At 38.1% G+C, this 12,423-nt stretch carries 10 protein-coding genes; all 10 read right to left on the minus strand.

The features are described from left to right. Positions 1 to 30: 30 nt before the first annotated feature. Positions 31 to 1,185, minus strand: coding sequence for a KamA family radical SAM protein (locus tag ACSSV9_RS07065; RefSeq protein ID WP_437346542.1), 1,155 nt, complete (start codon positions 1,183 to 1,185; stop codon positions 31 to 33). 17 nt (positions 1,186 to 1,202) lie between these two features. Beyond that, positions 1,203 to 1,676: a GNAT family N-acetyltransferase gene (locus ACSSV9_RS07070; protein ID WP_437346543.1), complete on the minus strand. Its 474-nt coding sequence runs from the start codon at positions 1,674 to 1,676 to the stop codon at positions 1,203 to 1,205. Further along, the gene (locus ACSSV9_RS07075; protein ID WP_437346544.1) at positions 1,654 to 2,712 is read right to left on the minus strand and encodes a D-alanine--D-alanine ligase family protein; all 1,059 of its coding nucleotides are present in this window, start codon (positions 2,710 to 2,712) and stop codon (positions 1,654 to 1,656) included. Before ACSSV9_RS07075 ends, ACSSV9_RS07070 begins: the two co-directional genes overlap by 23 nt. Beyond that, positions 2,709 to 3,665 (minus strand): D-alanine--D-alanine ligase family protein, encoded by a 957-nt coding sequence (locus tag ACSSV9_RS07080; protein WP_437346545.1) that lies wholly within the window; start codon positions 3,663 to 3,665, stop codon positions 2,709 to 2,711. The genes ACSSV9_RS07075 and ACSSV9_RS07080 overlap by 4 nt, the downstream gene beginning before the upstream one ends. A gap of 192 nt (positions 3,666 to 3,857) precedes the next feature. Continuing rightward, a complete protein-coding gene (gene recG, locus ACSSV9_RS07085; protein ID WP_437346546.1) occupies positions 3,858 to 6,029 on the minus strand; it encodes an ATP-dependent DNA helicase RecG in 2,172 nt (723 codons plus the stop codon). 53 nt (positions 6,030 to 6,082) lie between these two features. Continuing rightward, the gene (locus ACSSV9_RS07090; RefSeq protein ID WP_437346547.1) at positions 6,083 to 7,084 is read right to left on the minus strand and encodes an NAD(P)H-dependent glycerol-3-phosphate dehydrogenase; all 1,002 of its coding nucleotides are present in this window, start codon (positions 7,082 to 7,084) and stop codon (positions 6,083 to 6,085) included. Continuing rightward, on the minus strand, positions 7,085 to 7,744 hold the full coding sequence (gene plsY, locus ACSSV9_RS07095; protein ID WP_437346548.1) for a glycerol-3-phosphate 1-O-acyltransferase PlsY: 660 nt from the start codon (positions 7,742 to 7,744) through the stop codon (positions 7,085 to 7,087). 57 nt (positions 7,745 to 7,801) lie between these two features. Further along, positions 7,802 to 8,497: a 2-C-methyl-D-erythritol 4-phosphate cytidylyltransferase gene (gene ispD, locus ACSSV9_RS07100; RefSeq protein WP_437346549.1), complete on the minus strand. Its 696-nt coding sequence runs from the start codon at positions 8,495 to 8,497 to the stop codon at positions 7,802 to 7,804. Between the two features lie 5 nt (positions 8,498 to 8,502). Continuing rightward, positions 8,503 to 9,540 carry a tRNA preQ1(34) S-adenosylmethionine ribosyltransferase-isomerase QueA gene (gene queA, locus ACSSV9_RS07105; protein ID WP_437346550.1) on the minus strand — a complete coding sequence of 346 codons (1,038 nt, stop codon included), beginning with the start codon at positions 9,538 to 9,540 and terminating at the stop codon, positions 8,503 to 8,505. A 76-nt stretch (positions 9,541 to 9,616) separates the two neighbouring features. Continuing rightward, positions 9,617 to 12,421, minus strand: a complete 2,805-nt coding sequence (ppdK, locus tag ACSSV9_RS07110) for a pyruvate, phosphate dikinase (RefSeq protein ID WP_437346551.1) — start codon at positions 12,419 to 12,421, stop codon at positions 9,617 to 9,619. Positions 12,422 to 12,423 lie beyond the last annotated feature (2 nt).

Genomic DNA, 12,423 nt, shown 5'->3' on the forward strand with positions numbered 1-12,423 from the left:
TCAGCGGGATAGAGAGAGGCTCCTTTATTTTTATATTATTTCATAGACTGGAGTAGTTACTTTGCCATTCTTCTTGAGCTTCTTAGGTTGAGGAAGCTTAGTGTTACCGTTATCGGATGTTTCCACTTTAATTTTGGTTTCATCATTCTTTGCTTCACGATAAACGTAAATTTTATTTTGGTAATTACGCATTACAATTTTTTCTTCGTCACGATGCAAAATATAATCAGGTAGAACGGGTATTTTGCCACCACCGCCTGGTGCATCAATTACAAAATGTGGAATTGCCAATCCGCTTATGTTTCCGCGTAGTGCAAACATTATTTCAAGTCCTTTATCGAGCGTAGTTCTAAAATGGTTAGCGCCCCGTGTTTCATCAGCCATAAAAAGGTAATAAGGTCTTACGCGAATTTTAAGTAATTTTAGGAACAACTCTTTTAAAACTTCCGGGTCGTCGTTAACACCTTTCATTAATACTGCTTGATTATTAACAGGGAAGCCAGCATCTACAAGCATCTGGCAGGCTCTAGAACTTTCAGGAGTAATTTCCCAGGGGTGATTAAAATGCGTATTGATGTAGATAGGATGATATTTTTTTAGCATCTCAACAAGTTTAGGTGTAATTCGATGAGGCAAAACGCACGGCATCTTTGTGCCAAGACGTATTATTTCAATGTGAGGAATCTGGCGTATTCTTTTAATTATTTTTTCGAGCATTGTGTCGGTGAGCATTAGCGGGTCGCCACCGGACATAATGACATCACGTACTTCGGTATGTTCTTCGAGATATTTAAATGCCGATTCAAGCTGACGCATCGAAATTTTATCTGAGTTGCCCACTTTCCTTTTCCTCGTGCAAAATCGGCAGTACATTCCACATTGACTCGTAGTTAGGAACAATACTCGATCGGGATATCGATGAGTAATGTTTGGCACAGGACTCATAGCATCTTCTTGAAGAGGGTCTTCATAACCCTCGAGATCCTCAAGTTCTTTAACGTCGGGAACGCATTGAAGCCAAATTGGGTCGCCGGGGTAGCGGATTAAGCTGAGGTAATAAGGATTAATGCGTGCTTGAAAAAATTCGTCGAGCTCCTCGGCCACTTTTCTGTCGAGTTTGAATTTTTCAACGAGTTGATCTACTGTGTGTATACTATCTCTAATCATTTGTTGCCAGAGTTCCATTTTTGTGCCCTTTATTTTTATTTTTTTATATACTTTCCGAAGACAATAAGATTATCGTTTAGTTTGTAAAAATCTTTTATTTCGGCAACAATCGAGTAATTATTTCTGAAATAAAAATTCCGCGTCTCGTTATAGTTATCTTGCGAAGAAGTTTCTGCAAGTATCCACCTGCCGTTGTTTGTAATAGCAAATTTTTCGGCATGTTCGAGTAATTTTTTTCCGATCCCTTTATTCTGAAATTTCTTAGCTACTACTATCCAATAAAGGTCGAAAACCCCATCGGTCAAAGGTCTGCGTCCGATGCAATAGTAACCTGCAATTTTTGAACCTCGAAGATATACGAATACATTATAGTTATCGATGCCATCTTTTTCTAAAGCTTCTTCTATTAGTTCAATGGCAACCTTTTTTTCCTCTTGGCTGAAATTGTCAATACTATCGATAATCTCAAATAATTGTTGCTTGTCTTCAGATTGCAGCTTGCGTATCATATCGTATCCTCTTTTCTGCAAGTTCAGCAATTGTTAAAATAATATCTTCAAAACTTAAACCTGCAGCATTGGCAGACCTTATAAATCCTGCATCGGGTGATATATCGGGATTTGGATTGACTTCTATTACGTAGGGCACATTTCTTTTACTTAATCGAATATCAATCCTCGCATAATCCCTGCAGTCCAATGCATTGTATGCAGCTTGAGCAGTTCTCTTAATTTTTTCTTCTACATCTTTTGGTAGTTTAGCCGGGCATTCGGGCACAGTATGGTTATAATAGATGCTCTCGGGCGACCATTTGGCTTCGTAAGTTATAATCTTCGGTAAGTTCTCAGGCAAGCTGTCGAATTTTATCTCAGACAAAGGTAGTATTAGTGTATCAAGGATAGCAACATTAATTTCCCTTCCCTCGATATATTCTTCTATTAAAATTTCTTGTTTGTATGTTCTGAAAAGATATTCAAGTTGTTCATACAGTTCAGTAAAGTTTCTGACTAACGAGTTTTCCGAAATTCCTATGCTTGCATCTTCTCTTGCAAGTTTTGTTATAACCGGAAATTTCAATGAAAAATCTTCTCTTCTTGGATAAGAATTCAATTCAACGACTATAAATTTTGGAGTAAGAATACCATCTGATAATAAAATTTGTTTTGTTCTGCTTTTGTTTAAACAATTGCCAAGACAAAGCGGCGTATTTCCTGTATATGAAATTTCAAGAAGTTCATACACGCCTGCAATATAACTTTCAAAATTTGCATTTCCCTCGACTGACTCAACAAGGTTGAATACAAAGTCTGGGGAAATTGCTCTTAATTTGTCGATAAAATTTTTTATGTCTTTATTTACCGAAAGTACTTCTACTGAAGTATATTTTTTATTTAGAATCGAACGAATATTTTCAATCTGTTCGACAACGTTTTTTTCAGAGGAATCAATGTAATTAGTAATTTCAAGAGAATGTTTACCTGTGTAATTCTCATAGTAACGAACTGGTTCGTTAAAACAAATCAATATCTTTTTGTCACTCTTCATATGAGATTGTACCTTTTTGCAGCGTGGTAAAGTACTTTGTTAATCATTTCGCTGTAGGATAAACCAGCTGCTCGTGCAGCTTTAGGAAAACAGGAATTATCTTCTGGATTTGGTAAAACTCCAGGCAAAGGATTAACTTCTATAACATTTGGAATATCGTTAATATCGAGGCGGATGTCGATTCGAGCCCAGTCACGGCATCTTAAAATCTTATATGTAGAGAGTGCCGTCTTTTCAATCTGTATTTTAAGGTTATCGTCCAGTTGAGCAGGGCAGTTGAATATATTGAGCGGATTTTCTGGTGTATCGACAATCCACTTTGCTTCGAAAGAATAAATGGGAAGAAGATTTTCAGGCAACGAACTGTAGTTTATTTCTACAATTGGTAAAACTTCGATGTCGTCGTTGTTACCCATTATTGCAACGGTAAATTCGCGCCCGGGAAGAAACTCTTCTATCAATAAAGGTTGCTTATATGTATCGAGAAGTTCAGATAATCTTGTATGCAGCTCCTGTGTGTTGTTTACAAGTGATGAGTTAAATATTCCTTTGCTGGAGCCTTCAGCGATTGGTTTTATAATTACCGGGAATGAAAGTGTAAAATTTATAATGTCATCAATTGATTCTACAGTCATGAACTTAGCGTTAGGAATTCCGTAATAGGAAAGAATTTCTTTTGTTCTGGATTTGTCCAGGCATGTAGTAAGCGTTAGGGGATCAGAACCTGTATAAGGAATGCCGAGCATGTCGAGCATAGCTGGAATTTGTGCTTCGCGGCTTATACCATTAAAACCTTCTGCTACATTAAAAACTATATCAGGTTTGAGTGCCCTGAATTTTTCATAGGCTTCTTCATTTGCTTCGATTAAATATACTTCGTGAAATAGTTCGAGTGCATCTTTTATAGCATTTATCGTTTCGATAGTATCCCATTCTGCATAAGTGTCGTTCATTGTTAAGGTGTTGTTATTTTGAAAAGAGAGAGAGGTGCCTTCGGAAGTACTATCGACATCCGGTTTAATGTTATATGCTAATGCTAATCTCAGTCTTCTATTTAGTAAAGAAGAACTAATAGGAAATCCTTTTTATTTTTTTGTTACCAATATACAGATTTAAAAATTTTTTGCAAGAACAATAATAAATAATTAACCTATTTGTGATAATAAAATGTGTTTCGAATAAGTTTCTCTTAATACTTCTTTGATTCTAATATGCTCTTGTTGTTCTAGAAGAGGATCAGCATTAATTATATTGAAAGCAGCAGCGCGCGCAGAGTAAAGAATATCAAAGTCCTCAGCAATATTTGCATATTTAAATTCAGGCAATCCACTTTGCTTAGTACCAAAGAGATCGCCAGGTCCTCTTAATTTTAAGTCTATTTCAGATAACTCGAAGCCGCTGTTATATTTTGTCATCGCGTTTAAGCGTATCAATGTTTTGTATTTTTCTATTTGATTTGACGAAAGGTAGTCGAAATTAAAGTTGAATTGGTCAATCTTAACAGCAAATTCATCCTTTGTAATTAATATACAATAGGCTTGCTTGTCGCTGCGTCCAACTCTTCCTCTTAATTGATGCAACTGTGAAAGTCCGAATCTGTAAGCGTCGTGAATAACGATAATGTTTGCATCGGGTATATCGATGCCCACTTCAATTACTGTCGTCGTTACAAGTACATCAAATTCTTTACGAGCAAAACTCATCATCACTTCTTCTTTTTCTTGCCATTTCATTCTGCCATGTATTAGGGCAACTCTCAAATCAGTTAAATGGTTTTTGCGAAGAATTTCGTATTGCGCAATTGCAGCTTTGAGATCGAGTGTTTCTGAGTCTTCAATAAGCGGATAAACAAGAAAAGCCTGATAACCTTCTTTTACTTTCTGTTTTATGAAATTATAGATGTCTTTTAATTTACTTTCTCCTCGCAGAACTGTTTTAATAGGTTTTCTATTAGCAGGCATTTCGTCGATAACCGAAACATCGAGGTCGCCATAAAGTGTCATTGATAGAGTTCGTGGAATGGGAGTAGCTGTCATAATCAGTATATCGGGGTTCAATCCTTTGTTAATTAATCGAGAACGTTGCAATACTCCGAAACGGTGCTGTTCGTCGATTACTACTAAGCCTAGTTTATTGAATTCGACATTATCTTCTATCAGGGCGTGAGTTCCTATTATAATTTTTGCGTCTCCCGATTTTATACTTTCGAGAAACATTTCCCGTTCTTTTTTCTTTTGTCCTCCAATTAGCAAAGCAACTTTAATCCCGAGTGGTTTAAGAAGCTCGGATATTTTTTTATAATGTTGGTCGGCAAGAATTTCGGTGGGAGCCATCAAAGCCGATTGGTAACCACAACCGGAAGCAATTAGCATTGCAATCAAAGCCACGATAGTTTTACCACTACCGACATCGCCTTGTAGCAACCGATTCATCGGTCGGTTACTTTCGAGGTCGACACGTATTTCATGTAATGCTTTCAACTGCGAGCGAGTTAAATCAAAGGGAAGTAGTTTTAAAAAGCTTTTAATTAATTCTGCATTAGTTTTGTATGTATTTGTTTTGGTTTGACTTTTTAGATGTTGCTTTCTGAGAGCAACAAGGATCTCAAAATAAAATAATTCTTCGAATTTGAATCTATAACGAGCACGTTCCAGAATTTCATTTGATTCGGGAAAATGAATATTTTTTAGAGCAAGGTTAAGTGGCAGTAGATTATAGTCTTTGATAATTTTTGTAGGTAGAGTTTCATCTATCGAATTGGCAAACTCAGTAACAGCCTGTGAAACTATTCTGCGTAGTCCAAGGTCGCCTAAATTAATCGAACGGAGTTCTTTTGGAATTCTGTAGAAGGGAATAATCTTACCAGTGTTCAAGAAATCGTTCGACTCTTTGTCGCTGATTCTATCAAAATCTGGATGTACAAATTGAAGATGTCCATATTTGGTAATTATGGGTTTAGCAGAGATGGCAAAATAATAGCCCGCGTTGAAAACATCTTTAAAATAATTAATGCCCTGAAACCAAACGCACTCGAAAGAACCAGTGTTATCGCTAAAGAATACTTTCAACAATTGCTTCTTGCCGTATCGTATTATTTCCTTATCTGTGACTCTGCCAATAATGGTTACTTCACCTTCATAGCCATTTCTAAGATATTGAACAACCTTAATACTGGAAAGAATGGTAGAACGGTCTAAATATTTTGAAGGGAAATAAAAGAGAAGATCTTTTATTTTTTCTATACCAATTTTAGAAAAAGCCTTAGCTCGTTTAGGACCAACAAATTTGAGATACTGAATAGATGAGTTTAAGTCCATCTGTTCAAAATTTTTAGGTCAAGATAATAAAAAAGGTGGAAAGAAATGAAGTGTTATTCTGTTTCTGGTTTCATATCCCGTGTCATTAATTCATAAGTGACTTTAACTGGATCGCGCTCTTCGAATAAAATTTTATAAACAGCCGAACAAATTGGAGTTTCAATTTTGTGTTCTTCGGATAACTTATGGACTGCTTTACTGGTTTCGACGCCTTCGGCGACCATTTTCATCGATTTGAGAATCTCCTTTAATTTTTTGCCTTTGCCAATTTGTTCTCCCACATATCGATTACGGCTATGTCGACTCATACACGTTACAATTAAATCGCCCATACCGGACAAACCAGCAAAAGTTTCAGGACGTGCCCCCAGCGCTAAACCGAGTCTCGATATTTCAGCAATGCCTCTTGTCATTATTGCGGCTTTCGTATTGTCTCCGAAATTTGCTCCATCGACAATACCTGCACCAATTGCAATTACGTTCTTTAAAGCTCCACCATATTCAACTCCTAAGATATCGGTAGAAGAGTAGACGCGAAAATACGATGTAATAAAAGCTGCTTGAATTTCCTTGGCGGTCAATTCGTCGCTCGATGCAGCTACGACTGCAGTCGGTATTTTTCTGCTTACTTCTTCGGCGTGGCTCGGACCGGAAAGTACACCTATCTGTGAATGAGAGATGTTTTTTAATTCATCCTGTATGATTTGAGAAACTGTCATCAACGTATCGCGCTCAATTCCTTTTGAAACACTTACAATGGTTGTGTTGGAAAAATCATTTTTCTTTATTTGGGAAAGGACACTGCGAATATACTGAGTGGGTATTGCTATAACAATCATATGCCGTTGATGGCATGCTTCTTCAAGCGAATGCGTTATCTGAATTTCTTTTGGAATCTTAATACCGGGAAGATAAATCTTGTTTTCTCTCGTTCTGACTAATGTTTTGGCATAATCTTTTTTGTATTCCCAGAGGGTAACTTCGTGACCGTTAAAGTGTAGAAGGATTGCCAAGGTGGTGCCCCAGCCACCGGCTCCTAAAACTGAAATTCGCATTTATTTCTTTCCGAAAGAAATTTTATTTTCGCTTCCTTTAAGTAGTCGATCTATGTTCTTACGGTGAGTGTATATTACAAGTAATGCAAGAGCAATAGCAAACGGTAGTATTATGCCATAGCTGGCAATGTGCACGCCAAATACATTTTCGCGTACGATTAGAATTATCGGCACCGATACTGCAGCAGTTAGAGAACCGAGCGATATATAACGAGAGAAATAAACAACTATTAAAAATATACCAAGCGCAAACAGCATGTCGACTGTAATAATAGTTAACAGAAAACCGAGTGCAGTTGCAATTCCTTTACCACCCTTAAATCCAGCAAATACAGTCCATATATGGCCAATGACCGCTGCAACGCCACAAAGTATTTGTACTAGTGTGAAATCATCGAATGGAGTAATATTGTTAAATGGGAAATTATCCAGATAGAGTCGCGCCACAACAATAACTGCAATGGCTCCTTTCAGTGCATCGAACAATATGGTCAATACTCCCCATTTCCAACCAAGTACTCTAAAAACATTTGTACCGCCAGCGTTTCCGCTACCGTACTGACGGATGTCAATTCCTTTTACAAGTTTGCTAATGATAATACTTGTAGGTATAGACCCTACAAGATACGATAGAATAACAACAAATAATAAATTAAGCATAACTACTTCTTTTTAATTTCTAACACAATTTTATGCAATTTTAAAACAAAATAAAAGCTATAAATGTTCACCAGATTTAAGTAGAAGTTCAAATAGTTTGAGATCGTCTTCTGTAGTTATTTTGAAATTAAGTGACGATCCTTCTACAATTTTCACTTTGTTACCGTTCCGATAGAACAACATCGATTCATCAGTGCCAAGGAAATTCTCTTTAGCTGCTTTTTCAAAAGCTTCTTTGAAAATTCCGTACCTGGCACCCTGAGGTGTCTGTGCATAATAATATTTTGACCTATCCAAATAAGAATTAACAAAACCTTCACCTTCGATTAAAGTATCTTTTGCTTTAATAGCTGTAACGAAACAACCAAATTTTTTTGCCGCATCTACGGAAGAAATTAAAATATTATCGGTTACAAGTGGTCTTACAGCATCGTGTACTATAACTATGTCTTCATCAAATGCATCGTCAATCGAATTCAAAGCGTAATAAACAGAATATTGTCTTTCTGACCCGCCGGTAATTATTTTTTTCAATTTGTCGAATGAGTATTTATCTTTAATTTCTTTCAATTGAGTGATATAATCTTTATGTGTAGCAACTATAATTTCACTTATTATCGATGATTTTTGGAATTTATGTAGTGTGTATGCAATTATTTCTTTACCATTGACACGGATAAATTGTTTAGGAACAGACGACTTAAGTCTTTTGCCTGTTCCGCCTGCTGGTATAATTGCGATAACTTTTTCCATAATATTTAGAGAATTAACATTGCATCACCGTAACTCAGGAAACGGTATCCTTCCTTCAATGCCTTTTTGTAAGCCTTCATCGTAAAATCGTATCCTGCAAAAGCAGCTGTGAGCATTAGTAGTGTCGATTCGGGTGCATGGAAGTTAGTTATCAACTTTTTAGTAATTTTGAAATCGTAAGGCGGAAAGATGAATTTGTCAGTCCAGCCTTTGTTGGGTTTCGAAAAACCTTCAGCCGTAACGCTGCTTTCAAGAGCACGACATGTACTCGTTCCAACTACAAACACATTTTTTTTACTTTTAAGAGCTTTATTTATTATTTCAGAAGTCTCTACCGGAATTTCATAATATTCTGAATCCATTCTGTGTTTTGTTAAATCTTCAACTTCAACGGGTCTGAATGTGCCGAGTCCTATGTGTAGAATTACTGACGCAAATTGTATTCCTTTCTTTTCGATTTTCTTTACGAGTTGAGGAGTAAAATGAAGACCGGCAGTTGGAGCAGCAACCGAGCCGTCGATTTCTGCGAAAATAGTTTGATAATTTTCACGGTCTTCTGGAACAGGGTCGCGTTTAATGTAAGGTGGTAAAGGAGTATTACCGATTTCTTCAATTGCTTTGAATATGTCGCCAGCATCTTCATTGAACCTGACAGTTCTACCACGTGAAGTTGTATTGTCAATAACTTCACACCAGAGTTTATCGTTAAAATAGATTCTATTGCCAATTCTTACTTTTCTTGCCGGGTCAACGATTACATCCCAGATATTTTCCTCTTTGTTAAGCTCACGTAGGACAAAAACTTCAATCTTTGCATTTGTCCTTTCTTTTTTGCCGATAAGGCGCGCTTGCATAACTTTTGTCTTGTTAATAACGACGACGTCACCTTTGTCCATATAGTCGATTATGTCGGAAAAGACTTTGTGCTCAATTTCTTGAGTTGCTCTGTTAAGCACCATTAATTTTGCTGCATCTCGTGGATTAACTGGAAATTTTGCAATGGCAGTCTTAGGTAAATTGTATTTGAAATCCGATAGCTTCATTATTTCCTCGTCTCCTTTTTGTCAAAAAATATTTCGGCTGCCCCATTATAGAGGCAGCCTTGTAATTTAATCAGGATTATTTTCTTTTCTTGGTTGTCTTGGCAACTTTTTTCTTAGTAGCAGTTTTAGCAGCTTTTGCTTCTTTAATTGCTGCCTGAGCTGCTGCAAGGCGTGCAATTGGTACGCGGAAAGGTGAACAACTTACGTAGTCGAGACCGATATTGTGGCAGAATTCGACCGACTTGGGTTCGCCACCATGTTCACCGCAGATACCAATTTTAAGATCGGGTCGGGTAGCACGTCCTTTTGTTACGCCAATTCTCATCAATTCACCAACACCTTCCTGATCGATTGACTGGAATGGATCTTCGGGAAGTATTTTCTTTTCAAGATAATCCGGGAGGAATCCACCTATATCGTCACGCGAAAATCCAAATCCCATTTGTGTAAGGTCGTTTGTACCGAATGAGAAGAATTGTGCATACTCGGCAATTTTATTTGCAGTTATTGCAGCACGAGGAATTTCAATCATAGTACCTGTCAGATGTGGAATTTTTTTCAAACCAAATTTTTCACATACTTCTTGATGAACACGAACAACGATATCATATTGGTGCTTCAATTCGTTAACATGACTTACAACCGGAATCATAATTTCGGGGAAAGGCTTTTTACCTTCTTTGATTAATTCTGCAGCAGCTTCGAAAATTGCACGAACTTGCATTTCAGTAACTTCGGGGAATGTAATTCCAAGACGAACGCCTCTGTGTCCCATCATAGGATTATTTTCATGTAGCGATTCAGCACGTTCGTTTAATTCTTCGAGCGTAATGCCGAGGCTATTGGCAAGCTTTTCTCGTTCATCCTGACGATTTGGTACGAATTCATGCAATGGTGGATCGAGTGTTCTGATTGTGACACCGTATTTATCCATTGCTTCGAGAGTACCTTTTATATCAGCTTTTACATACGGGAATAATTCGTCGAGAGCATTCCTTCTTTCTTCTTCAGTTTTAGAAACAATCATTTTGCGTAGTTTGGAAAGGGGTTCCTCTGAATTCTTGCCGTAGAACATATGCTCGGTTCTGAAAAGACCAATGCCTTCTGCACCGAAAGCTCTTGCTTTGATAGCATCTTCTGGTGTGTCGGCATTAGTTCTGATTTTGAGTTTTCTGAATTGATCGCACAATTTCATCAATTTCTGGAAGTATGGATTCTCTTCGGCAGCTTTAATCATTGGTAATTCGCCGAGATAAACAACGCCTTTGGTGCCGTTGAGTGTAATCCAATCGCCTTCTTTAAGAGTGTAACCGTTAGTGGTCATTGTTTTTTCACTGAAATTGATTTTTATGGAGCCAGCACCAACAATACAGCATTTACCCCAGCCACGTGCTACCAAAGCTGCGTGAGAAGTCATACCTCCTCTTGCAGTTAAAATAGCTTCGGCTGCGCGCATTCCTTCGATATCTTCTGGATTGGTTTCTTCGCGTACAAGAATAACTCTTTTACCTGCTTTAGCCCATTTAACAGCATCTTCGGAAGTAAATACAATTTGTCCGCTTGCGCCGCCAGGTCCTGCAGGCAAACCTTTTGCAACCATTGTTGCTGATGTTTCTGCTTTCGGATCGATAATCGGGTGAAGAAGTTCGTCCAGCTGTGAAGGATTAACGCGTAAAACTGCTTCTTCTTTTGTAATTAATTTTTCCTGCAACATATCGAGCGCCATTTTTACGGCTGCAGGTCCATTGCGTTTACCAACTCGGCATTGCAGCATATAAAGTTTGCCTTCTTGAATTGTAAACTCGATATCGAGCATATCGCGGTAATGTTTTTCGAGTACTTTCTGATAGCCGAGCAATTCTTTATAAACCTTTGGCATTGCTGTTTCAAGCGAGGGAAGATGCTTATTGTGTTCGGATTTTCCGACTTCGTTGATTGGATTGGGAGTTCTAATTCCGGCAACTACGTCCTCGCCCTGTGCGTTTGGTAACCATTCGCCGTAGAAATAATTTTCGCCGGTAGCAGGATTTCGTGTAAATGCAACACCGGTGGCTGAAGTGTCGCCCATATTTCCGAATACCATCGACTGAACGTTAACTGCAGTTCCCCAATCGTCGGGTATTCCTTCGAAACGACGGTATGCAATAGCACGTTTACCCATCCAGCTCTGGAATACTGCAGCAATTGCGCCCCACAATTGTTCCATCGGATCTTCCGGGAAAGGTTTTCCCAGTACTTCCAGAACCTTAGCTTTGTAGATTTCAACAAGTTCTTTCAAATCATCTGCAGTAAGGTCGACATCGCTTTGATAGCCTTTTGCTTCTTTCATTTTTTCGAGTTCAGCTTCGAGCTGTTGACGTACGCCCTTACCTTCTTCTGGTTCGATTCCTGCAGCTTTTTCCATAACTACATCCGAATACATCTGGATTAAGCGGCGGTGCGAATCGTATACAAAGCGGGGATTGTTTGTCTTTTTAATCAATCCTTCGCGTGTTTCGTTGTTTAATCCTACATTCAGAATTGTTTCCATCATACCGGGCATCGAAGCTCTGGCACCCGAACGTACTGAAACAAGCAACGGATTGTCTTTGTCTCCGAATTTTGCTCCCATTACATTTTCAACCTTCTTGAGTGCGTCGAGTACCTGCTGCTTGAGCTCTTTCGGATATTTTTTGTTGTTTTTGTAGTAAGCGGTACATACTTCGGTTGTGATTGTAAATCCTGCAGGTACAGGCAATCCAATGTTAACCATTTCTGCAAGGTTTGCACCTTTACCGCCAAGAAGCTCCTTCATGTCTGCTCTTCCTTCGGCTTTCTTACCTCCGAAGAAATAAACATATTTTGGAGTCTTGGGCTGCGATTGTGACTTACTTTTTGCCATTA

Origin of the sequence: Melioribacter sulfuriphilus, assembly GCF_051488685.1 — a bacterium.
In the GTDB taxonomy this organism is placed as follows: Bacteria; Bacteroidota; Ignavibacteria; order Ignavibacteriales; family Melioribacteraceae; genus Melioribacter.

Bases quoted from the DNA above. Each gene is read 5' to 3' on its own strand.
- ACSSV9_RS07075 (WP_437346544.1), bottom strand. From the start codon at position 2,712: ATGAAGAGTGACAAAAAGATATTGATTTGTTTTAACGAACCAGTTCGT.
- ACSSV9_RS07090 (WP_437346547.1), bottom strand. From the start codon at position 7,084: ATGCGAATTTCAGTTTTAGGAGCCGGTGGCTGGGGCACCACCTTGGCA.
- recG (WP_437346546.1), bottom strand. From the start codon at position 6,029: ATGGACTTAAACTCATCTATTCAGTATCTCAAATTTGTTGGTCCTAAA.
- queA (WP_437346550.1), bottom strand. From the start codon at position 9,540: ATGAAGCTATCGGATTTCAAATACAATTTACCTAAGACTGCCATTGCA.
- ppdK (WP_437346551.1), bottom strand. From the start codon at position 12,421: ATGGCAAAAAGTAAGTCACAATCGCAGCCCAAGACTCCAAAATATGTT.
- ispD (WP_437346549.1), bottom strand. From the start codon at position 8,497: ATGGAAAAAGTTATCGCAATTATACCAGCAGGCGGAACAGGCAAAAGA.
- ACSSV9_RS07080 (WP_437346545.1), bottom strand. From the start codon at position 3,665: ATGAACGACACTTATGCAGAATGGGATACTATCGAAACGATAAATGCT.
- ACSSV9_RS07065 (WP_437346542.1), bottom strand. From the start codon at position 1,185: ATGGAACTCTGGCAACAAATGATTAGAGATAGTATACACACAGTAGAT.
- plsY (WP_437346548.1), bottom strand. From the start codon at position 7,744: ATGCTTAATTTATTATTTGTTGTTATTCTATCGTATCTTGTAGGGTCT.
- ACSSV9_RS07070 (WP_437346543.1), bottom strand. From the start codon at position 1,676: ATGATACGCAAGCTGCAATCTGAAGACAAGCAACAATTATTTGAGATT.